We start from the raw sequence: 26,295 nt of genomic DNA, 5'->3' as shown, positions 1-26,295 counted from the left end.
CCTCCCGACGGCTATCCCGATTTAGGGCGTTGGGGGCACGGGGGCAGTTGCACTACCCCACGTGGCGTAGCGGCCTGGTGGTGCTGCGCCCGGCACCGTACGCGCGTACGGTCGCGGCCCCTCGGCCCGGTCGGATCCGGCCTTACAGGCCGTAGCGCTCCCGCGCCTCCTTCACGGCCGACGCCTGGACCTCGCCGCGGCGGGCGAGCTGGGCGAGGGCGGCCACGACGATCGACTGGGCGTCGATGCCGAAGTGGCGGCGGGCGGCCTCGCGGGTGTCCGAGAGACCGAAGCCGTCGGCGCCCAGCGAGGTGTAGTCCTGCTCGACCCACTGCGCGATCTGGTCCGGGACCTGGCGCATGTAGTCCGAGACGGCGAGGACCGGGGACTCCACGCCCTCCAGGGCCTGGCGGATGTACGGGACGCGCTCCTCGCCGCGCAGCAGGGCCGCGTCGGCCTCCAGCGCGTCACGGCGCAGCTCGGTCCAGGAGGTGGCGGACCACACGTCGGCGGCCACGCCCCACTCGGCGGCGAGCAGCTTCTGCGCCTCCAGGGCCCAGTGGATGGCCGTGCCGGAGGAGAGCAGCTGGATGCGGGTGGCGTTCGCGGGCAGCTCCAGGCCGGCGGACTCGGCCGTGTTGAAGCGGTACAGGCCCTTGATGATGCCCTCGTCGACCCCGGCCGGCTTGGCGGGCTGCGGCATGGGCTCGTTGTAGACGGTGAGGTAGTAGAAGACGTTCTGGTCCTCGCCCTCGGCCGCCTCGCCGTACATGCGGCGCAGGCCCTCCTTGACGATGGCCGCGACCTCGTAGGCGAACGCCGGGTCGTAGGTCAGCGCCGCCGGGTTGGTGGCCGCGATGACGGGGGAGTGGCCGTCGGCGTGCTGCAGGCCCTCACCGGTCAGGGTGGTGCGGCCGGCGGTGGCGCCGACGAGGAAGCCGCGGCCGAGCTGGTCGCCGAGCTGCCACATCTGGTCGGCGGTCCGCTGCCAGCCGAACATCGAGTAGAAGATGTAGAACGGGATCATCGCCTCGCCGTGCGTCGCGTACGCGGTGGACGCGGCGATGAAGTCGGCCATGGAGCCGGCCTCGGTGATGCCCTCGTTCAGGATCTGGCCGTTGACGGCCTCCTTGTAGTACATCAGCTGGTCGCGGTCGACCGGCTCGTACGTCTGCCCCTTCGGCGAGTAGATGCCGAGCGAGGGGAAGAGGGACTCCATACCGAAGGTACGGGCCTCGTCCGGGACGATCGGGACCCAGCGCTTGCCGGTCTCCTTGTCGCGGACCAGGTCCTTGACCAGGCGGACGAAGGCCATCGTGGTGGCGACGGACTGCGAGCCGGAGCCCTTGTCGAAGGCGGCGAAGGCCTTCTCGGCCGGGGCCGGCAGCGGCGCGAGCGGGTGCACGCGGCGGGCCGGGGCGGGGCCGCCGAGGGCCGCGCGGCGCTCCTGGAGGTAGCGGACCTCGGGGGAGTCGGCACCCGGGTGGCCGTAAGGGACCACGCCGTCGACGAACTGGGCGTCCGAGATCGGCAGGTCCAGCAGGTCCCGCATGGTCTTGAACTCGTCCGACGTCAGCTTCTTCATCTGGTGGTTCGCGTTCTTCGACGCGAAGCCCTCGCCCAGGGTGAAGCCCTTGACCGTCTGCGCCAGGATCACCGTCGGCGCGCCCTTGAACTCCAGGGCGGCCTTGTAGGCGGCGTACACCTTGCGCGGCTCGTGGCCACCACGGGAGAGGTGGAAGCACTCGAGGATCTTGTCGTCGGACAGCAGCTTCGCCATCTCGACGAGCGCCGGGTCCTTGCCGAAGAAGTCCTCGCGGATGTAGGCGGCGTCGCGGGTCTGGTACGTCTGGACCTGCGCGTCCGGTACCTCGCGGAGGCGGCGGACCAGGGCGCCGGTGGTGTCGAGTGCGAACAGCTCGTCCCAGGCGTTGCCCCACAGGGACTTGACCACGTTCCAGCCGGCGCCGCGGAACTGGGCCTCCAGCTCCTGCACGATCTTGAAGTTGGCGCGGACCGGGCCGTCGAGGCGCTGCAGGTTGCAGTTGATGACGAAGGTCAGGTTGTCCAGACCCTCGCGGGCGGCCAGTGCGAGGGCCGCCGTCGACTCGGGCTCGTCCATCTCGCCGTCGCCCAGGAAGGCCCAGACGTGCGAGGAGGAGACGTCCTTGATGCCGCGGTTGGTCAGGTAGCGGTTGAAGCGCGCCTGGTAGATCGCGGAGAGCGGGCCGAGACCCATGGAGACGGTGGGGAACTCCCACAGCCAGGGGAGGCGCCGCGGGTGCGGGTAGGAGGGCAGGCCGTTGCCGCCGGACTCCTGCCGGAAGTTGTCGAGGTGCGACTCGTTCAGGCGGCCGTCGAGGAAGGCGCGGGCGTAGATGCCGGGGGAGGCGTGGCCCTGGATGTACAGCTGGTCGCCGGAGCCGGCGGCCTCGCCGGACTCCTTGCCCTTGAAGAAGTGGTTGAAGCCGGTCTCGTAGAGCCAGGCCGCGGAGGCGAAGGTGGCGATGTGGCCGCCGACGCCGTGCTTGGAGCCGCGGGTGACCATCGCGGCCGCGTTCCAGCGGTTCCACGCGGTGATCCTGCGCTCCATCTCCTCGTCGCCGCCGAACTCGGCGATCGACGGCTCGGCGGAGGTGGGGATGGTGTTGACGTAGTCCGTCTCCAGCAGCTTCGGGAGGGCCAGGCCCGCGCCCTCGGCGTGCTGGAGCGTGCGGCGCATCAGGTAGGCGGCCCGGTGCGGGCCGGCGGCCTTGGTGACGGCGTCGAGGGAGGCCGCCCACTCGGCGGTCTCCTCGGTGTCACGGTCCGGGAGCTGGTCGAGCTCGCTCGGAATCTTGCCTACGGGATCGGTCATGATCGCCGCCTTCCGGACAGGTGGGGGTGGAGATAAAGGGGCCTTGTCTGGCAGGACAGGGCGAAGGGCCGGGGTGCGGCCCGCCGAAGACTGTAAGCCGCCGATCGATGATCGATCAAAGTGTTGAAGCGAAAAACTTGCCCGGAACGAGAAAGTCGGCACAGGGTGCCGCGAAACCGGGCACCCGGTGCCTTGTTTTCGAAGGATCGATGCAGGTGGCAGAGCGGTTGAGAGCCGGGACGCACGAATGAGCGGGCCTGTTCGACACAGACCCGCTCATGTGACTGCTCCGGACTCCGCCGGCGCTCCGGTGGCCGGATCACGCCCTCGGCGCGCACCCCAGCACGTGCGCCTTCACGAGTGCCCCGATGTTCGGGTCGCCCCGGCGGAACGCCTCCACGAGCTCCTCGTGCTCCTCCGCGTACGACTTCTGCACGGTGCCCAGCCAGCGGATCGACAGCGCCGTGAAGACCTCGATGCCCAGGCCCTCCCAGGTGTGCAGCAGCACGCTGTTGCCGGCCGCCTTCACCAGCTCCCGGTGGAAGGCCACCGTGTGCCGCACCTGCGCCGTGCCGTCCGAGGCCGCGTCCGCCTCGTACAGGGCCGCCACGTGCGGCTCCAGGGCCGAGCAGTCCGCGGCGAGCCGGCCCGCCGCCAACTCCGCCGCGATCTGCTCCAGTCCGGCACGGACGGGATAGCTCTCCTCCAGGTCCGCGGCCGTCAGATTGCGCACCCGGACGCCCTTGTTGGGCGCCGATTCGATCAGCCGCAGCGACTCCAGTTCGCGCAGCGCCTCCCGGACCGGGGTCTGCGAGACCTCCAGCTCCGTCGCGATCCGTCGCTCCACGATGCGCTCGCCCGGCTTCCAGCGGCCGCTGACGATGCCCTCCACGATGTGCTCGCGGATCTGCTCGCGCAGCGAATGGACGACGGGCATGGTCATGGGGGCCGCTCCTTAGGAGTCACTGGACACTTAGACAATACGGCGGCGCCCCCGCCCGGAAACACATCCGGGCGGGGGCGCCGCAGGTGAGGCTTGTTACGTTGCCTTTCGGCCGCGTGCCCCGCTGTCCGACCTACAGACCGAGGTCGACCTCGAACTCGCCGGCCTCCAGGATCGCCTTGACGGCCGTCAGGTAGCGGGCGGCGTCGGCGCCGTCCACCAGGCGGTGGTCGTACGACAGCGTCAGGTAGGTCATGTCGCGGACGCCGATGACGGTGCCCTCGGCGGTCTCGATGACGGCCGGACGCTTGACCGTGGCACCGATGCCCAGGATGGCGACCTGGTTCGGCGGCACGATGATCGTGTCGAAGAGCGCGCCGCGCGAGCCGGTGTTGCTGATCGTGAAGGTCGCACCGGACAGCTCGTCCGGCGTGATCTTGCTGGCGCGGACCTTGCCGGCCAGCTCGGCCGTGGCCTTGGAGATGCCGGCGATGTTCAGGTCGCCCGCACCCTTGATGACCGGCGTCATCAGACCCTTCTCGGAGTCCACGGCGATGCCGATGTTCTCCGAGTCGAAGTACGTGATGGTGCCCTCGTCCTCGTTGATCCGGGCGTTGATGACCGGGTGGGCCTTCAGCGCCTGGGCCGCCGCCTTCACGAAGAACGGCATCGGGGAGAGCTTGACGCCCTCGCGGGCGGCGAACGCGTCCTTGGCGCGGGCACGCAGCTTCATCAGCTTGGTGATGTCGACCTCGACGACCGAGGACAGCTGGGCCTGGCCGTGCAGCGCCTTCATCATGTTGTCGCCGATGACCTTGCGCATGCGGGTCATCTTGACCGTCTGGCCACGCAGCGGGGAGACCTCCAGGGCGGGGGTCTTCGGGGCGGCGGCCGGGGCGGCGACGGGGGCGGCAGCGGCGGCCTTCTTGGCCTCGGCGGCCGCGAGGACGTCCTGCTTGCGGATACGACCGCCGACGCCGGAGCCCTTGACGGTCGCCAGGTCGACACCGTTCTCGGTGGCGAGCTTGCGGACCAGCGGGGTCACGTAGGCACCGTCCTCCGCCGGCTGTGCGGCGGCGGGAGCGGCCGGAGCCGGGGTGACCGGGGCCGGGGCGGCGACCGGAGCGGCCGGGGCGGCCGGAGCCGGAGCGGCGACCGGGGCGGCCGGGGCGGCCGGGGCGGGCGCGGGCGCCGGAGCGGCGGGGGCGGCCGGGGCCGGAGCCGCGGCGGGGGCCGGGGCGGCCGGGGCCGGGGCGGCGGCCGGAGCGGCACCGGCGGCGCCGATGACGGCCAGCTTGGCACCGACCTCGGCGGTCTCGTCCTCGCCGACGACGATCTCGAGCAGCACACCGGAGGCCGGGGCGGGGATCTCGGTGTCGACCTTGTCCGTGGAGACCTCGAGCAGCGGCTCGTCGGCCTCGACGGTCTCGCCGACCGACTTCAGCCAGCGGGTCACGGTGCCCTCGGTGACGGACTCGCCCAGCGCGGGCAGCACGACGTCCGTGCCGGTGGCGCCACCGGCCGGGGCGGCCGGAGCGGCCGGGGCCTCGGCGGCGGGGGCCGGGGCGGCGGGGGCCTCGGCGACCGGCGCCGGGGCGGCGGCCGGGGCCGGAGCGGCGGCGGGCTCGGCGGCCGGGGCCGGAGCCGCGGCCGGGGCGCCGGTGCCGTCGTCGATGATGGCCAGCTCGGCGCCGACCTCGACCGTCTCGTCCTCGGCGACCTTGATGGAGGCCAGGATGCCCGAGGCGGGGGCGGGGATCTCGGTGTCGACCTTGTCGGTCGAGACCTCGAGCAGCGGCTCGTCGGCCTCGACACGCTCACCCTCGGCCTTGAGCCAGCGGGTGACGGTGCCCTCGGTGACGCTCTCGCCGAGCGCCGGCAGGGTTACGGAAACCGACATGGTTTCAGTTGCTCCTAACGAATTGCGGAAAGTGGTCGTCGCGCCCGTGTGACGTGAGCGTCAGTCGTGGGAGTGCAGAGGCTTGCCGGCCAGGGCCAGGTGGGCCTCGCCGAGCGCCTCGTTCTGCGTCGGGTGGGCGTGGATGAGCTGCGCGACCTCGGCCGGCAGCGCCTCCCAGTTGTAGATCAGCTGCGCTTCGCCGACCTGCTCGCCCATGCGGTCACCGACCATGTGGACGCCGACCACGGCACCGTCCTTGACCTGGACGAGCTTGATCTCGCCCGCGGTCTTGAGGATCTTGCTCTTGCCGTTGCCCGCGAGGTTGTACTTGAGGGCGACGACCTTGTCCGCGCCGTAGATCTCCTTGGCCTTGGCCTCGGTGATGCCGACGGAGGCGACCTCCGGGTGGCAGTACGTCACCCGCGGCACGCCGTCGTAGTCGATCGGGACGGGCTTGAGACCCGCGAGCCGCTCCGCCACGAGGATGCCCTCGGCGAAGCCGACGTGCGCGAGCTGGAGCGTCGGGACGAGGTCGCCGACCGCGGAGATCGTGGGCACGTTGGTGCGCATGTACTCGTCGACGAGGACGTAGCCGCGGTCCATCGCGACGCCCTGCTCCTCGTAGCCGAGACCGGCCGAGACCGGGCCGCGGCCGATGGCGACGAGCAGCACCTCGGCCTCGAAGGTCTTGCCGTCCGCCAGGGTGACCTTGACGCCGTTCTCGGTGTACTCGGCGGACTGGAAGAAGGTGCCCAGGTTGAACTTGATGCCGCGCTTGCGGAACGCGCGCTCCAGCAGCTTGGAGCTGTTCTCGTCCTCGACCGGCACGAGGTGCTTCAGGCCCTCGATGACCGTGACGTCGGTGCCGAAGGACTTCCACGCCGAGGCGAACTCGACGCCGATGACGCCGCCACCGAGGATGATCGCGGACTCCGGGACCCGGTCCAGGGTCAGCGCGTGGTCCGAGGAGATGATGCGGTTGCCGTCGATCTCCAGACCCGGCAGCGACTTCGGCACGGAACCGGTGGCGAGGAGGACGTGACGGCCCTCGACGCGACGCCCGTCCACGTCGACGGAGGTGGGGGAGGACAGGTGGCCGGTGCCCTCGATGTACGTCACCTTGCGGGAGGCGACCAGACCCTGCAGACCCTTGTACAGGCCCGAGATCACGTCGTCCTTGTACTTGTGCACGGCCTTGATGTCGATGCCCTCGAAGGAGGCCTTGACACCGAACTGCTCCGCCTCGCGCGCCTGGTCGGCGACCTCGCCGGCGTGGAGCAGGGCCTTCGTCGGGATGCAGCCGTTGTGCAGGCAGGTGCCGCCGAGCTTGTTCTTCTCGATCAGTGCGACGTCCAGGCCCAGCTGCGCTCCGCGCAGCGCCGCGGCGTAACCGCCGCTACCGCCGCCGAGGATCACTAGGTCGAAAACGGTGCTGGCGTCGTTCGCCACGTCACGTCCTCCATGCATGTGCGCTCGTCGCCGGTCTTCCCTGACCGGGCGGCGGCTGGTTCCGGCCGCATTTTCTTCGGCCCTGTGGTGGGGGCCCTGTCCTGCCGAGAACCCATCTTCGCACTTGTTGCCGGACGGCGGGACGCGGGGCCGGTGGATGAGACCGGCCGATCGTCCGTACGGACGGGTAACGCGGGCGTACGAACCTACGGATTTCGTCGTCGGCGAACGGGCAAGGCCCCGGGCGGGCTGCCCGGGGCCTTGCGCGATCGTGTGACGGAGGGGTCCCGGTCGGGATCCGCTCAGATCTCGCCCTCGGCGGTCAGCTCCGCCAGGCGCACCAGGGTGCGCACCGAGGAGCCGGTGCCGCCCTTCGGGGTGTAGCCGTACGGGGCGCCCTCGTGGAAGGCCGGGCCCGCGATGTCCAGGTGGGCCCAGGTGATGCCCTCGCCCACGAACTCCTGCAGGAACAGACCGGCGACCAGGCCGCCGCCCATGCGCTCGCCCATGTTGGCCATGTCGGCGGTGGGGGAGTCCATGCCCTTGCGCAGGTCCGCGGGGAGCGGCATCGGCCAGGACTGCTCGCCGACCTCCTCGGCGATCTCGTGGATCGCGGTGCGGTAGGCGTCGTCGTTGGCCATGATGCCGAAGGTGCGGTTGCCCAGCGCCAGGACCATGGCACCGGTCAGGGTGGCCACGTCGACGATCGCGTCCGGGTGCTCCTCCGAGGCCTTGGTCAGCGCGTCCGCGAGGACCAGCCGGCCCTCGGCGTCCGTGTTGAGGACCTCGACGGTCTTGCCGCTGTACATGCGCAGCACGTCGCCGGGGCGCAGCGCGTTGCCGGACGGCATGTTCTCGGCCAGGGCGAGCCAGCCGGTGACGTTGACGGCGAGGCCCAGGCGGGCGGCGGACACGACGGTGGCGAACACGGCGGCGGCACCGCTCATGTCGCACTTCATCGTCTCGTTGTGGCCGGCCGGCTTCAGGGAGATGCCGCCCGAGTCGTAGGTGATGCCCTTGCCGACCAGGGCCAGGGTCTTCTCCGCCTTCGGGTGCGTGTAGGCGACGCGGACGAGGCGCGGCTGGTGGGTCGCGCCCATGCCCACGCCCAGGATGCCGCCGTAGCCGCCCTTGGCGAGCGCCTTCTCGTCGAGCACCTGGACCTTGAGGCCGTGCTCCTTGCCGGCGGTCTGCACGGCGGCGGCGAAGGTGGCCGGGTACAGGTCGTTCGGCGGCATGTTGATCAGGTCGCGGGCGCGGTTGATCTCCTCCGCGACGGCGAGCGCGCGCTCGGCGGCGGCCTTGTGGGCCTTGTCGCGCGGCTTGGCCCCGAGGAGGGCGACGTCGGCCAGCGGCTTCTTGGCGCCCTGGCCGTTCTCCTGGTACGCGGTGTAGGCGTACGCGCCGAGCAGCGCGCCCTCGGCGACGGCGCCGACGGCCTCGGCGGAGGCCACGGGGAGGGCGAAGGCGGCCTTCTTCGAGCCGGTCAGGACCCGGGCGGCGGTGCCGGCGGCGCGGCGGAGCGCCTCGGTGCCGTACGCCTCGCCGTCCTCGGGGGCGGAGCCGAGACCGACGGCGACGACGACGGGGGCCTTGAGGCCGGCGGGGGAGGGCAGCTTGGTCGCCTCACCCTCGGAGCCGGAGGCACCCAGAGTCTCCAGGACAGCGGCCAGCCCGCCGTCGAAGGCCTGGTCGACGGCCTCTGCGCCCGGGGCGACGACGAGCGCCTTGCCCGACTTCGCGACGCCGACGACCAGGGCGTCGGCGCGCAGCGTCGCCGCTCCGGCAGTGCTGAGAGTGAGAGCAGTCACGGTGGTGATTTCTCGCTTCCGTTGAGTTCTGTGGCGGTCGAGGGATGGGCCGACCGTGCCCGCCGCATCGTATTTCGGCCCGATGAGCGCCGGTAACGAGCCTACGCTCGCTCGCTGCCTTCGCTCACGGCGGCGCTGATTCACTCATCCGTGGTGTCTCTGCCGGGTTTACCTCGCGGGTCCGGCGGGCTCGTTTCACACTCGCCTCAACCGTGCGAGGGCGGCGCATCCGTCCTTCGCCCCAGCTGCGACAACTCGCAGGTCCCGACGTTCCGGCGGGCCTGCCGAGGGGGGACACCCAACGATGGATTCCGGCCACTTCCGCACGCCCAGAACCGCCGCCCGCACCTCCGCCGCCGACGCCGCGACCACTTCCGGCACCGCGCCGCAGACCCGTACCGCCCGGGCCGCCCGCAGGCCCCGCGCCGCCCGAGCGCCCCGGGCCGCCCGGCTCGCCGCGCTGGCCGCCGCCGGGCTGCTCGCCACCGTCGTCCCCTCCGCGCACACGGCCGCCGCCGAGCCGACCCCGCGGGTCGACCTCGCCGTGCTCGTCGTCGACGACGGCGGCAGCGCGGTCCGGGCGATCACCGCCGAGCTGACCGGCTCCGGCATCCCGTACCGCACGCTCGACCTGAACGACGCGAACCGCCCGGTCCTCACGCCGGCCTTCCTCAGCGACACGGTCGACGGTCGGCCCCGCGCCCGGTACCAGGGCGTCGTCCTGCCGCACGAGGCGGTCTTCGGCCCCGACTCCGCCGAGCAGACCGCCCTCGTCGCGTACGAGAAGACCTTCGGCATCCCGCAGGTCGACGCCTACACCTGGGCGCACCCCGGCGTCGGCCTCGACTACACCTCCGACGGCGGCTGGTCCGGCGTCCTCGACGGCGCCCGCGCCTACGTCACGCCCGCCGGCCAGGCCGGGCCCTTCCGTGACCTCAGGGGCCCGGTGACCTTCGAGGACAACGCCCCGGACGTCTCCGAGAGCTACGGCTACGCGGGCCGCCCCCGGGCCGGTTACACCAGCTACCTCGACATGCCCGCCGCGGACGGCGGCCGGGTCAGCCTCATCGGCGAGTACGCCCACGACGGGCGCCGCGAACTCGTCGTCACCTTCGCCTACAACCCGTACCAGCGCCAGTTCCGGGCGCTCGCCCGCGGCATCGTCGAATGGCTCACCCAGGGCGTCCACCTCGGCCAGAGCCGCAACTACCTCTCCGTCCACGTCGACGACGTCTTCGCCCCCGACGCCCGCTGGGACACCGTCCGCAACTGCACCCCCGGCGACCTCGACTGCCCCGGCGGCGACGGAGAGGCCGAGAACCCGGTCCGGATGACCGCCGCCGACGCCGTGTACGCCGCCGCCTGGCAGAAGTCCTCCGGCTTCCTCCTCGACATGGTCTACAACGGCGGCCAGGGCGAGCAGTGGAAGACCGAGCACGGGGGCAGCGACCCGCTCGCCGCCCGGCTGATCGCCGACCGCGCCCAGTACCGGTGGATCAACCACACCTACACCCACCCCTTCCTCGGCTGCGTCCAGGACGCCGCCACCGTTCCCTGGAGCTGTGCCAAGACCGCCGCAGGGGCCACCCAGTGGGTCAGCAGGTCCGAGATCTCCGCGCAGATCCGCGACAACCTCAACTGGGCGCTCGGCAAGGGCATCTCCGTCGACCGCAGCGAGCTCGTCACCGGCGAGCACTCCGGTCTGAAGACCCTGCCGCAGCAGCCCGTCGACAACCCCAACCTCGCCGGCGCCCTCGCCGACAACGGCGTCAGGTGGACCGCGAGCGACAACTCCCGCGAACCGGCCCAGCGCTCCGTCGGCACCGGCTCCGGCGCCGCCCGGACCGTACCCCGGCACCCCATGAACGTGTACTACAACGTGGGCACCGCCGCCGAGATGACCGACGAGTACAACTGGATCTACACCTCGCGCGCCGACGGCGGCAGCGGCATCTGCGAGAACAACCCGGTCTCCACCTGCCTGCCCGCGCCCCTCGACACCGCCACCGGCTACGCCGCGTACATCGCCCCGCGCGAGGCCCGCACCGCCCTCACCCACGTGATGGGCAACGACCCGCGACCCCACTACGTGCACCAGTCCAACCTCGCCGAGGAACGCCTCCTCTACCCCGTCCTCGACAAGGTCCTCGCCGACTACCGGGAGCTGTTCGCCGACAACACCCCGCTGGTGAACCCGCGTCAGAAGGACGTCGGCACCGAGCTGAACCGCCGCGCCGCCTGGGAGGAGGCGCTCGCCGCCGGCCAGGTCACCGCCTACCGGATCGGCGGTACCGTCACCGTCAAGGCACCGTCCGGCGTCGCCGTCCCGCTCACCGCCCCCGAGGGCACCCGCAAGCAACTGCTCCTCGGCACCGCCGCGTTCGGCACGTCCTACGCGGGAAGCCGTTCGGCCTGGACCACGCCCGAACTGCTCCAGAGCGGGATCACGCTCAAGCTCCCGACCACCTGACCAGCACGTTCCGTCCGGGGGGAACGCACATGCCGAGCAGTGGCCGCCACGTCACCATGCTCACCGAAGGCACCTATCCGCACGTCCACGGCGGCGTCAGCACCTGGTGCGACCAGCTGATCCGGGGCATGCCCGAGGTCGACTTCCACGTCCTCGCCCTCACCGGCAGCGGCCGCGAACCCGTCACCTGGGAACTGCCGCCGAACCTCACCGCGCACACCTCCTACCCGCTCTGGGGCGCCGCCCCCGAGCGGGCCAGGACGGCCCCGCGCGGCGCCGCCCGCCGCCGCTTCCTCGACACCTACGAGCGCTTCCTGCTCGCCATCCTCGATCCCTCCGCGGGCTGCGACTTCGGCGAGAGCCTCTACGAACTCGCCGCGCACGCCCGCGCCGGACGGCTCACCGCCGCCCTCCGCACCGAGCGGGTGCTCCGCTCCCTGATGTGGATCTGGACCATGCCGCACCTGCCGACGGCCGCGGCCCGGCCCACCGTCCACGACGCCCTCACCGCCACCGACCTGCTCGAACACGCGCTGCGCCCGCTCGCCGCCCGGATATCCGGCGACCGCGTCGCGCACGCCGTCTCCAGCGGACTCGCCACCCTGCCGGCGCTCGCCGCCCAGCACTTCGAAGGGGTGCCCTTCCTGCTCACCGAACACGGCATCTACCTGCGCGAGCGCTACCTCGGCTACCGCACCGAGGCCCAGCGCTTCCCCGTGAAGTCCCTGCTGCTCGGCTTCTACCGGGAGCTCAACTCCCTCGGCTACCGCAAGGCCGACCTCATCACCCCGTGCAACCGGTACAACCGGCGCTGGGAGGAGCGCGGCGGCGCACCCACCGCCCGCATCCGCACCGTCTACAACGGCGTCGACCCCGCCGCCTTCCCCTGGGCCGGACCCGAGCCCGAGACCCCCACGCTCAGCTGGGTGGGCCGGGTCGACCCCATCAAGGACCTGGAGACCCTCGTCCGGGCCTACGCCATCTGCCGGGCCGAACTCCCCGAGCTGCGCCTGCGCCTCTTCGGCCCGGTCCCGGCCGGCAACGAGGACTACCGCACCCGCCTGGAGAAGCTCGCCGCCGAACTCGGCGTCACCGACGGCGTCACCTTCGAGGGCCGCACCTCCGACGTCGCCGGCGCCTACGCCTCCGGAAACGTCGTCATGCTCTCCTCCATCAGCGAGGGCTTCCCCTTCTCCCTGATCGAGTCCATGTCCTGCGGCCGGGCCACCGTCTCCACCGACGTCGGCGGTGTCCGCGAGGCCGTCGGCGACACCGGACTCGTCGTCCCGCCCCGCGAACCGGCCGTCATGGCCGCCGCCACCACCGAACTCCTCCGCGACCACGCCCGCCGCGCCGACCTCGCCCGCCGCGCCCGCCAGCGGGTCGTCGACCGCTTCACCCTGCACCGCTCGGTCGACGGCTTCCGCCGCATCTACCTGGAACTCGCCGGCCGGCCGACCGCCGCGCCCGCCGAACCGGACGACTGGACCGTCCGCCTGACCGACCCCTGGCGCACCGAACTGGCCGCAGGAGCCTGGACATGAGCGGATCCCTCTGGCTGAAGCCCGGCACCACCGGCGACTCCCTCCCGGCGATCCCGCGCCAACGTGCCACGGCGCGGCGGACGGTGGGACAGGGCGTCACCCCCGCCGCGCAACCCGGCCGCCCCGCGCCCTCCGGTCCGCCCGCCCGGGGCCGCCAGGCGGAGGCACGCCCCGCGGGCTGCCCGCAGGGCCGTGGCCCGCGCCCCGCCGGGTCGGCGCTCGCGGTGGCGGCGGCCGCCGGGCCCGCCGCGGGCGCCCCGCCCGCCGACGCACTCGCCCCCGACCCCCTGGACGAGCTCGCCGACCGGCTCGACGCCCTCGCCGCCGTCGCCGTGCACCCCGACGAGATAGCGGCGATCCTCGAGTCCGACGGCATGACGGACGATCACATCCGGCTCACCTACGACCGTGCCGACTCCTTCGCCCTGGCCGAGGACCTCTACGCCCGCACCGAGCGCCGCCACCCGGCCCCGGAGGCCCCGCCCGCCGGGCCCTGGCACACCGGGCTCGCCGGGTGTCTGCTGCGCGGGCTGGTCTTCGCGCTGCCCGGGCTCGCGTACGTGCTCGGGGCGCCGCTGCTGGCCGGCGGACCGGGCCGGTACGGGCTGCCGCCCGGGACCGTGCCGCTCTTCGCGGGGGCGGTCACCGGCTGGGTGTGGAACCAGTCGCTGGCGCATCGCGCCTACACCTGGCTCGGACTCGGCGACCGCCCGGCCGCCGTCCGGGCCCTGCTCACCGGAGCCCCGGCGGGCGCGCTCGCCGGGGCGGCCGTGGCGGCCGTCGCCGCGGGGCCGGGGGAGCGCCCGGCCGCGCTGTTCGGCGCGGGACAGGCGCTGTACCTGGCCGCGGCCACCGTCCTGCTCGTCCTCGGGCGCGAACGGGCCCTGCTGGTCAGCCTGCTGCCGCTCGCGGGCGTCGTCCCCGCGTTCCGTCACGACCTGCCGGAAGCCCTGCGCGTCGCGCTGCTGCTCCTCTCGCTCACGGCCAGCACGGTCTTCGCGGCGCTCGTGCTGCGCCCGGGACTCGGCCGGAGCACCCGGGGCCGCGGCGGACCGCCGTTCGCGCACTCCCTGCCGTACGGCCTGTTCGGTCTGGGCAGCGGGCTGCTCGTGCTGTACGCGGGGGCCGACGCGGTCATCGCTCTGAGCCTCTCCATGGGCCCGGCCGAGTGGCTGCTGCACCGTTTCCGCGGCGCGAGCCTGACCCGGCTGCGGCTCCTGACGTCGGCGTACGAGTTCCGGCGGGCCGTCACCGGCATGCTCGCCCGCTGCCTCGGCGGCTACCTCGCCGTGCTGGGCGTCCTCACGGTGACCGCCGCGCTCCTGTGGCCCGGCGCCGCCGCGGTGTCCGCCGGACGGGTCGGCTCGCTGCTGCTCGTCGGCGCCGTGCTGTGGCTGGGGCTGCTGCTCCAGGCCTTCGGCGCAGTGTCGAGCGCGGCCGTGGTGTGCCTGCTGGCCGCCGTCGCCCAGGCGCTCGCCCCGGCCACGGGTCCGGTCGCGGCGGGCGTGGCGGCGGCGGTGCTGTGCGTGCTGACCTGTGTTCTGCTGGTACGACCGACCGCCCACCGCTTCTAGGGGCCGGACCGTGAACTCCTCCCTCCTCGTGCCGTTCTACGAGCATCCCGCCGACCGCCCCGAGGACTGGGCCGCCGTCGTCGCGGCGGCCCCCTCCCTCTACGGCGTCGTCCTGAACCCGGCGAGCGGCGCGGGCCCGGCCCCCGACCCCGCGTTCGCCGAGGTCGCGGCCCGGCTGCGGGCCGCCGGGGTGCGGGTCCTCGGCTACGCGGACACCGACTACGGGCGCCGCCCGCATGCCGAGGTCGTCGCCGACCTGGTCCGGCACCGCGACTGGTACGGGGCCGACGGCGCGTTCCTCGACCAGGTGCCGACCGCGCCGGACGCGCTGCCGCACTACCGCCGGCTCGCGGTGTCCGCGCGGGCCGCCGGCTCGCGCACCCTCGTCCTCAACCACGGGGCCCACCCGGCCCCCGGCTACGAGGCGCTGGCCGACCTCCTCGTCACCTTCGAGGGTCCGTGGGACTCCTACCGGGGCCTGGACCTGCCGGTCGCCGACCACTACTGCCACCTCGTCTACGCGGCCCCCGTCGACGCGCGGCCGGTCACCCCGGTGCACTGCGCGGTCCCCGGCACCGGGGCGCACCCCTGGGGCACGCTTCCGCACACCCTGGAGCCCGCCCGGTGAGACGCCTCCTGCCCCTCCTGGCCCTGCTGCTGCTCGCGGCCTGCACGACGGCCCCGCCGCCCGCCGACCCCGTGCCGCCGGCCCCCCGCTGGAGGCCCGGTCCGGGCCTCGCCTGGCAGTGGCAGCTCAGCGGCAGGCTGGACCCCGCGGTGGACGTGCCCGTCTACGACATCGACGGCTTCGACCACACCGCCGCGACCGTCGCCGACCTGCACCGGCGCGGCCGCAAGGTCATCTGCTACGTCTCCACCGGCGCGTGGGAGGACTTCCGGCCGGACGCCGCGAAGTTCCCCGGCTCCCTGCTGGGCAGGAGCAACGGCTGGCCCGGTGAACGCTGGCTCGACATCCGCCGCACCGACCTCCTCGCCCCGCTGATGGCCGCCCGCCTCGACATGTGCCGCGCCAAGGGCTTCGACGCGGTCGAGCCCGACAACATGGACGGGTACCAGAACGAGACCGGCTTCCCCCTCACCCCCGCGGACCAGCTCCGCTACAACCGCCTCGTCGCCCGCCTGGCCCACGACCGCGGCCTCGCCGTCGCCCTGAAGAACGACCTCGACCAGATCCCCCAGCTCCTCCCCGACTTCGACTTCGCCGTCAACGAACAGTGCGCCGAGTACGCGGAGTGCGACCGGCTCACCCCCTTCGTGCGCGCAGGCAAGGCGGTCTTCCACGTCGAATACGAGCTGGATCCCCACGAGTTCTGCCCCCGGACCCGCGAGCTGGGCCTCAGCTCGATGCGGAAGGCGTACGAACTGGGGGCGTGGCGCCGGGCCTGCTAGGTCCAGCCCGGCGGATCAGGGTCGAACGGGCCCAGGCCTGCCTAGCCCAGCGTCAGCGTGATCAGCGCCGCCGTCGCCGCGGTCTCCTCGACCGCGCCGAAGACGTCGCCCGTCACCCCGCCGAAGCGCCGCACGCAGCGGCGGAGCAGCAGTTCGGCCGTGCCGAGGGCGACGAGGGCCGCCAGGAGGTGGCGGAGGGCGTCGTACCCGGAGAAGAGGACGCCGGACGCGGCGCACAGGGCGAGGACCGCGGCGGTCGTCAGGGCGGCGGCGCGGAGCGGGACGGTGGCGGCGACGATCGCGCCGAGGCCCTCGGGGCGGGCGGCCGGGACGCCGTGGCGGGACGCGTGGGTGAGGGCGAGGCGGGCGACCGTGGCGGCGAGGGCGGCGGCCACCGCGCCCTGGGCCCAGCCCTGGCCGTAGAGGTGGTGGAGGGCGGCGACCTGCGCCAGGAGCACGAAGAGCAGGGTGATCACGCCGAAGGGGCCGATGTCCGACTGCTTCATGATGCGCAGCGCGTCCTCGGCGGGCTTCGCGCTGCCGAGGCCGTCGGCGGTGTCGGCGAGGCCGTCGAGATGCAGGCCGCGGGTCAGCAGGGCGGGGACGGCGACCGTGAGGACGGCGGCGAGCAGCGGGCCCGAGCCGAGCAGCAGGAACACCCCGCCGACCGCGGCCGCGAACAGGCCGACGACGAGGCCCGCGAGCGGCGCCCAGAGCATCCCGGCGCGCGCCGCGTCGCGGTCCCAGCGGGTGATGCGCGCGGGGATCACGGTGAGGGTGCCGAAGGCGAAACGCAGGCCGTCCATCCGCGAAGGGTAATGCCTCGTCACGAACGCTAGATTGTCGATAACGTCTTGAAACCGATCAAAGCGGACCGATCGTCAGAGGATGGCATGGGTCACTGGTTCTCGCGCAACATCATCGAACCCGGGAAGCTCCCGACGTTCCTCGCCCTGACCTCGTTCGTGCTTACCTTCGTCGTCACCCGGACCGTCACCCGGCTCATCCGGGCGGGCAAAGGCCCCTTCCGGAACGTCTCCTCGGGCGGGGTGCACATCCACCACGTGGTGCCGGGCGTGGTGCTCACCGTCCTCGGCGGGTTCGGGGCGGTCGGCAGCGGGCGGCACGGCGTCGGCGCGGCCGTCTTCGCCGTGGTCTTCGGGATCGGCGCCGGACTCGTGCTCGACGAGTTCGCGCTGATCCTGCACCTCGACGACGTCTACTGGTCGGACGACGGCCGCAAGAGCGTCGAGGTCGTCGTCCTGACCGCCGCCCTGGTGCTGCTGGCGCTCGCCGGCTTCTCGCCGCTCGGGGTGAACGACATGTCGGCCGAGGAGAAGCAGGACCGGGCGACGTTCATCCTCACCCTGGTGCTCAACTTCGTCCTCGTGCTGGTCACCCTGTTCAAGGGGAAGTTCCGGATGGCCGTGCTCGGCTGCCTGATCCCCTTCGTCGCGATCGTCGGCGCCGTCCGCCTGGCCCGCCCCGGCTCCTGGTGGTCCCGGCACCTCTACACCCGGCGGCACCGGGCCCGGGCCCGCTCCCGGATCCGCACGTACCGGCACGACAAGCGCTGGGTCCGGGTGCGCCGGAGGGCTCAGGACCTGATCGGCGGCTTCCAGGAGCGCGTCCCCGGGCGCGGATCGGCGCCGCACTGACCCCGCCCGCGTCGCTCCCGCCACTCCTGCACGGCGATGACGGCGAGGACCGCGGCGATGGCGGCCAGGTGCTCCTTGCCGGCCAGGTTGTTCTTGATCAGCACCTCGACCACCATCGCGACGATCACCAGGGCCCCGGTCCAGCGGGCCCCGTAGCGCCAGCACACGTAGACGGCGAGGCCGACCACGGCCGCCGACGGGCCGGTGTCGACGACCTGCGCGTCGGTGCCGGGCAGCCCCAGCGGGTTGTCGGGGCCGAGCGCGATGCCCACCCGGGCGTACAGCGTGCCCGCGAGCGTCGCCACGTACGCCAGGGCCAACGTCCGCCACCGGCCCAGGCAGATCTCGGCGATCCCGAACACCAGCAGGACCTGCGCGAGCGCCCCCCACACCGGCAGGTCGAGCGCCGGTACGAACAGGGACAGCGGGGTGCGGAGCAGGGCGAGCACCAGCGGGTCCTCGGCCCGCACGGAGCCGATGTCCTGCACCGGCTGGTAGCCCCAGTCCTGGTTCTGCACGATCTGGAACACCGAGGTGAGGCACACCGCGGCCAGTGTCATCGGGACGGCCCGCCACTTCCGGGTGGCCAGGGCGGTCCGCACGGTGCTGTGGAGCGGGCCCCACTCGCGCCGGGCGAAGCCCTTCACCGAAGGGCTCAACGCCGGCCCTCCAGATGTCTGCGGTGCATCCACTTCGGCAGCCCGGGGGCCTCCAGGAAGCCCTCGGCGCGGCCGGCGGCGAGGCCGATGCGCAGCAGGTCGGCGCTCTTCTCGAAGAGCATGAATCGGGGCTCCCAGATCGGTCGGTACTTGGCGTTGGCGCGGTACAGCGACTCGATCTGCCACCAGCGGGAGAAGAAACTGAGCAGTGAACGCCACATGCGCAGCACGGGTCCCGCCCCGAGCTTCGAGCCGCGTTCGAAGACGGAGCGGAACATCGCGAAGTTCAGCGAGACCTGAGTGATCCCGATCTCCTTCGCCCGCTGCAGCAGCTCGATGACCATGAACTCCATCAGGCCGTTCTCGGAGTCCCGGTCCCGGCGCATCAGGTCGAGCGAGAGCCCCTTGGGACCCCACGGCACGAAGGACAGCAGCGCCCGCAGCTCGCCCGACTCGTCGGTGCACTCCAACATCACGCAGCGCCCGTCCCTGGGGTCGCCGAGCCGCCCGAGCGCCATCGAGAAGCCGCGCTCGGTGGCGCCGTCGCGCCAGTCGTCGGCCTTGCGGAGCAGCTCGTCCATCTCGTCGGACGGGATGTCCTCGTGGCGCCGGATGCGGACCTCGTAGCCGGCCCGCTTGACCCGGTTGAAGGCCTGCCGGACGGTGCGCATGGCGCGCCCGTCGAGGGTGAACTCGTCGGTCTCCACGATCGCCTCGTCGCCCAGCTCCAGGGCGTCGAGCCCGTGCCGGGCGTAGATCTGGCCCGCCTCCTCGCTCGCGCCCATCACCGCCGGGATCCAGCCGTGCTCCCGCGCCTCGGCCAGCCACGGCTCGATCGCGCCGGGCCACGCCTCGGGGTCGCCGATCGGGTCGCCGGAGGCCAGCGAGACGCCGCCGACCACCCGGTACGCGATGGCCGCCTTCTCGCTGGGGGACCAGACGACGCTCTTCTCGCGGCGCAGCGCGAAGTAGCCGAGCGAGTCCCGGTCTCCCTGCTTGTCGAGCAGCGTCCGCAGCTTGTCCTCGTCCTCCTCGGTGAGCGGGTCGACGGCCCGGCGCGCGCGGAAGGCGGCGAACAGCACCGCGAAGAGCAGCAGCGTCGACATGACGTTGATGACGACGTCGACCCAGCCGGGGGTGCTGATGGCGGGGAAGCGGGAGTCGTCGGTGGCGAGCGTGATCAGCCGCATCACGCCGTACCTCCAGCGCTCCAGGAAGGTCGAGGGGGCGGTCGCCGTGTTGGTGACGGTGACCAGGGCGGCGGCGAGCAGCGAGGTGACGAGCAGTCCGCCGATCGCGACGACGGTCGCGGCCAGCGGGTTGGAGCGGTCGCCCTTCGCGTAGAACTCCTTGCGGCCGAGCAGCAGCGCCACGAAGAAGGCGGCCGTCAGGACCAGCGAGATCCAGTTCTGGGCGTGCTGCCGGATCTCCGGGAAGATCATCACCAGCGCGAACAGCAGCAGGAAGAGCCCGCTGAGCACGAAGTTCAGGATCCAGGCGGCCCGCTTGCGGCGGCGCATGGTGATCGCCAGGAAGAGGGTGAAGACACCGGAGGCGAAGCCGGCGGTGAGCAGGTACGGGGTGAAGTAGTTGTCCTCGTTGTGCCGGCGCAGGTCATTGCCGAACGACACCCACACCGCGCTCAGGAAATTGATGAACGTGACGACCCGCAGATACCAGACGGCGAACGCGGCGCTGCGCCGCGTTCGGACCGTGCTCCGGGGCGCTCCTTCGCTGGACAAACGGACCTCTCCCATGAAAAGCGATCATATGGGGCACCGTTCGGCATGGCCTCGCGTGAGGTGCGCCCGTGCCCGCGTGGCGGGCCGGACACACCCCGGTCGACCGTCGGCTCAGTCCTCCGCGCCGGGCTCCGCGTCGTCGACCACGGCGTCCGAGGCGGTCCGTTCCGGCAGCTCCGCCGCCAGGGCGGCGGCGGCCCGGACGAGCGGGAGCGCGAGCAGCGCCCCGGTCCCCTCGCCCACAGTGACGCCGTGGTCCAGCAGAGGGTTGAGCGCCATCCGGTCCAGCGCCTTCGCCTGCGCCGGCTCCCCGCTCACCTGACCCGCCAGCCACCAGTCCGGCGCCCGGAACGCCGCCCGCTGCGCCACCAGCGCGCAGGCCGCGCCCACCACGCCGTCCAGGATCACCGGCATCCGGCGCACCGAGGCCTGCAGCAGGAACCCGGTCGTCGCCGCCAGGTCCGCGCCGCCCACCGCCGCCAGCAGCTCCACCTGGTCGCCCAGGACCGGCCGGGCCCGGCGCAGCGCGTCCCGGACCGCCGCGCACTTGCGCATCCACGCCAGATCGTCGATCCCGGCCCCGCCCCGGCCCGTCACCACCGAGGCGTCCGTCCCGCACAGCGCCGCGATCAGCGTGGACGCGGGAGTCGTACCCCCCACGCTCAGATCGCCGAGCACCACCAGATCGGTCCCCGAGTCGGCCTCCTCGTCGGCGACCGCGATCCCGAGTTCCAGAGCCGCCCGGGCCTCGTCGGCGGTCAGCGCGTCCTCGACGTCGATCCGCCCCGTGCCGCGCCGCACCCGACGCCGCGTCACCTCCGCCGGGAGCAGCTCCGGATCGCAGTCCAGACCCGCGTCCACGACCCGGACCGGCACCTGCTGGGCCCGCGCGAGCACCGCGAGGGGGCTCGCCCCGTCCAGCACCCCGCGCACCAGCTCGTACGCACCGCCCGCGGACCGCCCGGACACACCCAGCGAGGCCACCCCGTGGTCGCCCGCGAACAGCACCACCTTCGGCTGCTCGACCGGGCGCACCGGGACCTGGCCCTGGGCCGCCGACAGCCACTCGCCCAGCTCGTCGAGCCGGCCGAGCGCGCCGGGCCGCACGGCGAGCCGCTCCCTGCGCTCCTCGGCGTCACGCCGTATCCCCCCGTCGGGGCGCTCGATCAGATCGGAGAAGTCGTCGAGGTTCAAGGTTGGTTCCGCCTAGGACGTCATCGGTCGTGGGGCATGTGTTCGCACCCTACCCGCGCAGCACCAGCGCCTGACCCGCCACCACGAGGAGCACCTGCTCGCACTCGTCGCCGAACGCCGCGTTCAGCCGCCCGAGCTCGTCGCGGAAGCGCCGCCCCGCCGCCGTCGCGGGCACCACGCCCGAGCCCACCTCGTTGGTCACCGCCACGACCGTACGGGCCGTCTCCCGCACCGCGGCGACCAGTTCGGCGACCCGCTCGGCCAGGGCCTCCTGCCCGCCCTTCGCCCAGGTCTCGTCGTCCCAGGCGCCGACCCGGTCCATGGCGTCCGTCAGCCACAGCGACAGACAGTCGATCAGGAGCGCGGGTCCGTCCTCCCGCAGCAGCGGCACGAGGTCGCAGGTCTCCTCCGTCCGCCACGACCCCGGCCGCCGGTCCCGGTGCAGCGTCACCCGCCGCGCCCACTCCGGGTCGCCCTCGCGCGTGCCGCCCGTCGCCACGTACAGCACCTCGGGGACCGTCTCCAGGCGTCGCTCGGCCTCCACCGACTTCCCCGACCGGGCCCCGCCCGTCACGAGGGTCCGCCGCGGGACCTCCGGTACCGCGTGGTACTCGCCGACGTACAGCGTCGTCCCGTCCGGCACCGCCCGCGCCCCCGCCGCCGCGAGCCGGCGGTCGAGCTCCGCCCCCGCCGGGGCGTCGTGGTCCAGATGCACCGCGATGACCTCGGTGCTCGCCCCCACCGCCCCCGTCGCCCGGAGCCGGGCCAGCCCGTCCGGCCGTCCCGTCACATCGGCCACCACCATGTCGTACGGCGCCGCCGCCCGGTGGTTCTCCGTCAGACCGGCCGCCGCGCCACCGGGCGGCAGGTACAGCAGCCGCTCACCGTCCACCGAGGTCACCTCGTACCCGGTCCCCGGCGAGTCCATCGCCACCGCCCGCACCCGGTGACCGCTGATCAGCGTCAACTCCCGTCCGTCCGGCACCCGCCCCGCGGTGGGCAGCCCCGCCGGCATCTCCACGGCCGGTCCGTCGTGCGGATGCGTGAGCAGCACCTGCCGCACGCCGACCAGCGAATGCCCCGAACGGGCGGCGGCCAGCGCGGCCCCCGGGGTCAGATCGAGCAGCAGGGCCCCGTCCACGAGCAGCGAGGTCGCGGCCCGCGCCCGCTCCCCGCGGGACACCGCGCACACGGCGCAGGGGCAGTCGGGGCGGGGGAGTCCGAGGGGTGCGCCGGTGCCGAGCAGAGTCAGTTCCACCCCTAGATCCTCCCGCGTCACCGCAAGGGGTGCGCGCCCGGCTACGCTGCGGGCAGGAAACCGATCATCCGGAGGCTGACATGGCATGGACGTGGCGGTTCGAGAAGTCCGACGGCACCGAGGTCACGCCGTCGGTGACCCCGGAGGAGTTCAGCACCCAGGGCGACGCGGAGTCCTGGATCGGTGAACACTGGCGCGACCTCCTCGACGGCGGCGCGGACCAGGTGACCCTGTCGGAGGACGGCGCGAAGATCTACGGCCCGATGCCGCTGGACGCGGAGGGATAGTCGGGGGCGGCGGTGGGTGCGGGCCCGCCCGGCGCGGGACCCGCCCCCACCGCGCGCACGCCCGCCCCGCACCCCCCCGCGCACGCCCGCCCCCGCCGTCCGCCGGTACGGCCTTCCGGGACCGTTCGCGCTGCCTGCCGGCCCCTGCCTGCCTCGCGGAGTCTCCGCGCGGTGGCGCGGCCCCCCGCTCAGGCCGTCGCCAGGAACTGCGTCGCCGCCAGCTCCCCGTAGAGCGCGTCGCCCTCCACCAGCTCCGCGTGGGTCCCGATCGCGCGCACCCGGCCCGCCTCCATCACGACGATCCGGTCCGCGAGCGTCACCGTCGACAGCCGGTGCGCCACGACGAGGACCGTCGTCTCGCGCGCCACCTCCGCCACCACGTCCCGCAGCGCCAGCTCGTTCACCGCGTCCAGCTGCGAGGTCGCCTCGTCGAGCAGCAGCAGCCGCGGCCTGCGCAGCAGCGCCCGCGCGATGGCGACCCGCTGCCGCTCGCCGCCCGACAGCTTGGAGCCGCGGTGGCCGACCACGGTCTCCAGGCCCTCCGGCAGCCGCTCCACGAGCGCGTCGAGCCGGGCCCGCACGAGCACCTGCCGGATGTCCTCCTCGCTCGCGTCCGGCGCGGCGAAGGTGAGGTTCTCGCGGAGCGTGCCGGACAGGACGGGCGCGTCCTGCTCCACGTAACCGATGGAGGCCCGCAGCTCGGCCAGAGACCAGTCCCGTACGTCACGGCCGTCGACCAGGACCCGGCCGCCGGTCGCCTCGTAGAAGCGCTCGACGAGCCCGAACAGGGTCGTCTTGCCGGCCCCCGACGGCCCCACGAAGGCCGTCATCCCCCGCCCGGGCACCTCGAAGGACACGCCCCGGTGCACGTCCGGAAGGCCGTCGCGGTACCGGAAGGAGACGTCGTCGAAGACGACGGACGCCGGCCCGCGGTCCGGCGGGGCCGCCACCCCGTCGCCCGGCTCCTCGACCTCCAGCGCCTCGGCCTCCAGGATCCGCGCCACCGCCGCCGAACCCACCTGGAACTGCGTCGCCGCCTCCACCAGCTTGGAGATCGGCTCGATCAGGTAGAAGAGGAAGAGGAGGAAGGCGATCAGCGACGAGACCGTGGTCGCCCCGGACGCGACCCGCGCGCCGCCGATGCCGAGGACGGCCAGGAACGACACCTGGACGGCGAGCCCGATCGAGGAACCCGCGAGCGACTGCCACTTGGCCGACTTCACGCCGTGCCGCCACGCCTCCCGCGCCGCCGCGTCGACGACGCCCGTCTCCCGCGCCTCCGCGCCCGACGCCTTGATCGTCCGGAACGCCCCGAAGGCCCGCTCCAGGACCGTGGAGATCTCGCCGACGGCCTCCTGCGAGCGCCGGGTCGCCGCCGCGATCCGCGGCATGAGGACGGCGACGGCCCCGCCGATCAGCACGATCACGCCGACCGTGACGCCGAGCAGGACCGGGTCCATGAAGCCCATGAGGACGAGCGTCGCCACGAAGGAGAGCCCGCCGGTCGCCGCCGACACGACGGACTGGGTGGTGACCGCCCGGAGCAGGGTGGTGTCGGAGGTGATCCGGGACATCAGATCGCCGGGCTGGGTCTTCTCGACCTCCGGCAGCCGCAGCCGCAGCAGCCGCCCGATCAGCGAGCGCCGGGCCGCGAGCACCACCGACTCGGCGGTCCGCTCCAGGACGTACGAACCGAGCGCCTCGACGGCCGTGCCGAAGACGACCAGTCCCGTCAGGACCAGCAGGATCGCGGCGATCGGCTCGTCGTGGCCGAGCCGGTCCACCAGCGCCTTCGCGGCGAGCGGCTGCGCGAGCCCGCTCGCCGCGCCGACCAGGGCGAGCACCGCCCCCAGGGCGACCGCGGCCCGGTGTGGCCGGAAGTGGGCGTAGAGGGCGCGCCACACCTGACGGGCGGGTACGGCGGGGGCGGCAGGGGGTGCGAGGGGGGTGGTCACACCGGTCAGGACGCGAAAGGCCCGCGATCACCTGACCGGCGGAAGGATCACCCGCGCCGGGCGTTCAGCCCCGGACCCCGCACAGGTGCAGCAGCCCGGCGATCCGCCGGTACGGATCCGTCCGGCCCGCCCGGTCCTCGGCGGTCAGCAGCCGGTCCAGTTCGTCCGCGGCCGGCAGGCCGATGTCGCCCGGGATGCCGTCGGTGAAGACCCGCACCCCGTACCAGGCGTGCAGCGGCGCCGCGATCCCGGCGAGGGTCGTGGTCAGCGCGTCGAGCCGGTCGGCCCGCACCTTGGTGCCGTTGCGGTCGGCGTACACGTCCGACTCGAAGCCGGTGAGCGCGCCCGCCCAGTCCCCGGCGAGGCCCGGCCGCATCGCGAGGGCCTCCGCGTTCCGTACCACCAGGGACAGCAGGCCGCCCGGGGCCAGCATCCGGGCCAGGCCGGCGAGCAGCGCGTCGGGCTCGTCGGCGTACATGAGGACGCCGTGGCACAGGACGACGTCGAAGCTGCCGGGCAGGAAGTGCACGCCGGTCTCGCGTCCGTCGCCCTGGAGCAGCCGGACCCGCTCACGGATGCCGGCCGGTTCGGTCGCGAGCGACTCGCGGGCGGCCTTCAGCAGCTCGGGGTCGGCCTCCAGGCCGGTCACGGTGTGACCGGCCCGGGCGAGACGCAGGGCCTGGGTGCCCTGCCCCATGCCCGCGTCGAGGATCCGGAGCCGCTGCCCCACCGGGTAGCGCGCGGCTATCTGCTCGTCGAGCTGGCGGGCGATGAGCTCCTGGCGGACGGTGTCGCGCAGACCGCCGGGCACGACCGGCCAGTGGCCGACGACCGGAAGTCCGCCCGCGTCCGACAGCACCCCACCCGAACCCGGAGTCTCCGCGCTCAGGGCCGCTCTCCGCGCTTGACCTGCGGCTTCGGCAGCCGCAGCCGGCGCATCTGGAGCGTGCGCATCAGGCCGTACGCGACCGCGCCGCGCTTCGACTCGTTCGGGAAGCGCTGGTTCAGCTGCTTGCGCAGGCGGATCGTGATGCCGATCGAGTCGATGACGATCATCACGATGACACCGGCCCACAGCAGCAGCGAGATGTTCTGCAGCGAGCGGTTGGTGTTGCCGAACAGCGACAGCACGAGGATCACCACGGCCATCGGCAGGAAGAACTCGGCGACCGCGAAGCGCGAGTCGACGAAGTCACGGACGAAGCGACGCACCGGGCCCTTGTCGCGGGCCGGCAGGTAGCGCTCGTCACCGCTCGCCAGCGCCTCGCGCTGACGGGCGAGGTCCGTGCGGCGTGCTTCGCGCTGGCGCTTCATCGCCTCCTTGCGGTCCAGCGGCGCGGACTGCGCACGGCGACGCTGGGACTGCGCGTCGCTCCGCCTGGGGGTCGGTCGGCCCTTGGGGGCCTCGGGGTCGCGGGGCTGCTTGGAGAGGTCCGCCGTCACCTTGTCGGTGGGGGCCTTCTCATCCTTCGAACGGCTACGGAACACAAGGCCAAGGGTACGTGGTGCCCGGCATGGACCCCAGCGTCGGCGGGAACGATCCGCTAACGGCCTGCGTCCTTGCCGGTACCACCGGGGGTTCCC

The 26,295-nt window shown here is 73.2% G+C and carries 20 protein-coding genes; 7 read left to right on the top strand and 13 right to left on the bottom strand.

What is annotated here, in order from left to right; all coding sequences use genetic code 11:
* Window positions 1–142 precede the first annotated feature (142 nt).
* From aceE to AB0M16_RS27265, 5 genes are all read right to left on the bottom strand, one after another.
* Complete coding sequence (gene aceE, locus AB0M16_RS27285; protein ID WP_365347389.1) at window positions 143–2,857, bottom strand: pyruvate dehydrogenase (acetyl-transferring), homodimeric type; 2,715 nt, start codon at window positions 2,855–2,857, stop codon at window positions 143–145.
* A gap of 319 nt (window positions 2,858–3,176) precedes the next feature.
* A complete protein-coding gene (locus AB0M16_RS27280) occupies window positions 3,177–3,800 on the bottom strand; it encodes a GntR family transcriptional regulator (RefSeq protein ID WP_365347387.1) in 624 nt (207 codons plus the stop codon).
* Window positions 3,801–3,933: 133 nt separating this feature from the next.
* Window positions 3,934–5,700, bottom strand: a complete 1,767-nt coding sequence (gene sucB, locus AB0M16_RS27275; protein WP_365347385.1) for a 2-oxoglutarate dehydrogenase, E2 component, dihydrolipoamide succinyltransferase — start codon at window positions 5,698–5,700, stop codon at window positions 3,934–3,936.
* A 60-nt stretch (window positions 5,701–5,760) separates the two neighbouring features.
* The gene (lpdA, locus tag AB0M16_RS27270; protein ID WP_365347383.1) at window positions 5,761–7,149 is read right to left on the bottom strand and encodes a dihydrolipoyl dehydrogenase; all 1,389 of its coding nucleotides are present in this window, start codon (window positions 7,147–7,149) and stop codon (window positions 5,761–5,763) included.
* Window positions 7,150–7,451: 302 nt separating this feature from the next.
* On the bottom strand, window positions 7,452–8,960 hold the full coding sequence (locus AB0M16_RS27265; RefSeq protein ID WP_365347381.1) for a leucyl aminopeptidase: 1,509 nt from the start codon (window positions 8,958–8,960) through the stop codon (window positions 7,452–7,454).
* A 304-nt stretch (window positions 8,961–9,264) separates the two neighbouring features.
* On the opposite strand from AB0M16_RS27265, the gene AB0M16_RS27260 reads away from it, so the two are divergent.
* The 5 genes from AB0M16_RS27260 to AB0M16_RS27240 are packed head-to-tail and all read left to right on the top strand — an operon-like array spanning window position 9,265 to window position 15,958.
* Window positions 9,265–11,430: a hypothetical protein gene (locus AB0M16_RS27260; protein ID WP_365347379.1), complete on the top strand. Its 2,166-nt coding sequence runs from the start codon at window positions 9,265–9,267 to the stop codon at window positions 11,428–11,430.
* A 29-nt stretch (window positions 11,431–11,459) separates the two neighbouring features.
* Window positions 11,460–12,974 carry a GT4 family glycosyltransferase PelF gene (gene pelF / locus AB0M16_RS27255; protein WP_365347377.1) on the top strand — a complete coding sequence of 505 codons (1,515 nt, stop codon included), beginning with the start codon at window positions 11,460–11,462 and terminating at the stop codon, window positions 12,972–12,974.
* Window positions 12,971–14,548: a hypothetical protein gene (locus AB0M16_RS27250; protein ID WP_365347375.1), complete on the top strand. Its 1,578-nt coding sequence runs from the start codon at window positions 12,971–12,973 to the stop codon at window positions 14,546–14,548. The genes pelF and AB0M16_RS27250 overlap by 4 nt, the downstream gene beginning before the upstream one ends.
* A 10-nt stretch (window positions 14,549–14,558) precedes the next feature.
* Window positions 14,559–15,176, top strand: a complete 618-nt coding sequence (locus tag AB0M16_RS27245) for a spherulation-specific family 4 protein (protein ID WP_365347373.1) — start codon at window positions 14,559–14,561, stop codon at window positions 15,174–15,176.
* Window positions 15,173–15,958: an endo alpha-1,4 polygalactosaminidase gene (locus tag AB0M16_RS27240; protein ID WP_365347371.1), complete on the top strand. Its 786-nt coding sequence runs from the start codon at window positions 15,173–15,175 to the stop codon at window positions 15,956–15,958. Before AB0M16_RS27245 ends, AB0M16_RS27240 begins: the two co-directional genes overlap by 4 nt.
* 41 nt (window positions 15,959–15,999) lie before the next feature.
* Here AB0M16_RS27240 and cobS read toward each other — a convergent pair whose 3' ends face one another.
* The gene (gene cobS / locus AB0M16_RS27235) at window positions 16,000–16,764 is read right to left on the bottom strand and encodes an adenosylcobinamide-GDP ribazoletransferase (RefSeq protein WP_365347369.1); all 765 of its coding nucleotides are present in this window, start codon (window positions 16,762–16,764) and stop codon (window positions 16,000–16,002) included.
* Window positions 16,765–16,851: 87 nt separating this feature from the next.
* Here cobS and AB0M16_RS27230 point away from each other — a divergent pair, with 87 nt between their 5' ends.
* Window positions 16,852–17,616 carry a hypothetical protein gene (locus tag AB0M16_RS27230; RefSeq protein ID WP_365347367.1) on the top strand — a complete coding sequence of 255 codons (765 nt, stop codon included), beginning with the start codon at window positions 16,852–16,854 and terminating at the stop codon, window positions 17,614–17,616.
* Here AB0M16_RS27230 and AB0M16_RS27225 read toward each other — a convergent pair.
* From AB0M16_RS27225 to AB0M16_RS27210, 4 genes are all read right to left on the bottom strand, one after another.
* Entirely contained in the window at window positions 17,556–18,275 is a 720-nt protein-coding gene (locus AB0M16_RS27225; protein WP_365347365.1) for a hypothetical protein, read from the bottom strand. The genes AB0M16_RS27230 and AB0M16_RS27225 overlap by 61 nt on opposite strands.
* On the bottom strand, window positions 18,272–20,032 hold the full coding sequence (locus AB0M16_RS27220; protein WP_365347363.1) for a phosphatidylglycerol lysyltransferase domain-containing protein: 1,761 nt from the start codon (window positions 20,030–20,032) through the stop codon (window positions 18,272–18,274). Before AB0M16_RS27220 ends, AB0M16_RS27225 begins: the two co-directional genes overlap by 4 nt.
* A gap of 96 nt (window positions 20,033–20,128) precedes the next feature.
* On the bottom strand, window positions 20,129–21,211 hold the full coding sequence (cobT, locus tag AB0M16_RS27215) for a nicotinate-nucleotide--dimethylbenzimidazole phosphoribosyltransferase (RefSeq protein ID WP_365347361.1): 1,083 nt from the start codon (window positions 21,209–21,211) through the stop codon (window positions 20,129–20,131).
* Between the two features lie 49 nt (window positions 21,212–21,260).
* The gene (locus AB0M16_RS27210) at window positions 21,261–22,469 is read right to left on the bottom strand and encodes a bifunctional adenosylcobinamide kinase/adenosylcobinamide-phosphate guanylyltransferase (RefSeq protein ID WP_365347359.1); all 1,209 of its coding nucleotides are present in this window, start codon (window positions 22,467–22,469) and stop codon (window positions 21,261–21,263) included.
* Window positions 22,470–22,549: 80 nt separating this feature from the next.
* On the opposite strand from AB0M16_RS27210, the gene AB0M16_RS27205 reads away from it, so the two are divergent.
* The gene (locus AB0M16_RS27205) at window positions 22,550–22,756 is read left to right on the top strand and encodes a hypothetical protein (RefSeq protein ID WP_365347357.1); all 207 of its coding nucleotides are present in this window, start codon (window positions 22,550–22,552) and stop codon (window positions 22,754–22,756) included.
* A 188-nt stretch (window positions 22,757–22,944) separates the two neighbouring features.
* Here AB0M16_RS27205 and AB0M16_RS27200 read toward each other — a convergent pair whose 3' ends face one another.
* From AB0M16_RS27200 to AB0M16_RS27190, 3 genes are all read right to left on the bottom strand, one after another.
* Window positions 22,945–24,711: an ABC transporter ATP-binding protein gene (locus AB0M16_RS27200; protein WP_365347355.1), complete on the bottom strand. Its 1,767-nt coding sequence runs from the start codon at window positions 24,709–24,711 to the stop codon at window positions 22,945–22,947.
* A gap of 64 nt (window positions 24,712–24,775) precedes the next feature.
* Entirely contained in the window at window positions 24,776–25,570 is a 795-nt protein-coding gene (locus AB0M16_RS27195) for a methyltransferase domain-containing protein (RefSeq protein WP_365347353.1), read from the bottom strand.
* Window positions 25,571–25,596: 26 nt separating this feature from the next.
* Complete coding sequence (locus AB0M16_RS27190; RefSeq protein ID WP_365347351.1) at window positions 25,597–26,199, bottom strand: DUF3043 domain-containing protein; 603 nt, start codon at window positions 26,197–26,199, stop codon at window positions 25,597–25,599.
* Window positions 26,200–26,295: the final 96 nt, after the last annotated feature.

The organism is Streptomyces sp. NPDC051921 (genome assembly GCF_040680975.1).
Classification (GTDB): domain Bacteria; phylum Actinomycetota; class Actinomycetes; order Streptomycetales; family Streptomycetaceae; genus Streptomyces.
Note: the sequence above shows the minus strand (reverse complement) of the source record. Positions and strands in the feature narration are given on the sequence as shown.

Coding starts and splice junctions, on each gene's coding strand:
- pelF (WP_365347377.1), top strand. CDS start 11,460: ATGCCGAGCAGTGGCCGCCACGTCACCATGCTCACCGAAGGCACCTAT.
- AB0M16_RS27280 (WP_365347387.1), bottom strand. CDS start 3,800: ATGACCATGCCCGTCGTCCATTCGCTGCGCGAGCAGATCCGCGAGCAC.
- sucB (WP_365347385.1), bottom strand. CDS start 5,700: ATGTCGGTTTCCGTAACCCTGCCGGCGCTCGGCGAGAGCGTCACCGAG.
- cobS (WP_365347369.1), bottom strand. CDS start 16,764: ATGGACGGCCTGCGTTTCGCCTTCGGCACCCTCACCGTGATCCCCGCG.
- AB0M16_RS27220 (WP_365347363.1), bottom strand. CDS start 20,032: ATGGGAGAGGTCCGTTTGTCCAGCGAAGGAGCGCCCCGGAGCACGGTC.
- aceE (WP_365347389.1), bottom strand. CDS start 2,857: ATGACCGATCCCGTAGGCAAGATTCCGAGCGAGCTCGACCAGCTCCCG.
- AB0M16_RS27205 (WP_365347357.1), top strand. CDS start 22,550: ATGGCATGGACGTGGCGGTTCGAGAAGTCCGACGGCACCGAGGTCACG.
- AB0M16_RS27260 (WP_365347379.1), top strand. CDS start 9,265: ATGGATTCCGGCCACTTCCGCACGCCCAGAACCGCCGCCCGCACCTCC.
- AB0M16_RS27250 (WP_365347375.1), top strand. CDS start 12,971: ATGAGCGGATCCCTCTGGCTGAAGCCCGGCACCACCGGCGACTCCCTC.
- AB0M16_RS27230 (WP_365347367.1), top strand. CDS start 16,852: ATGGGTCACTGGTTCTCGCGCAACATCATCGAACCCGGGAAGCTCCCG.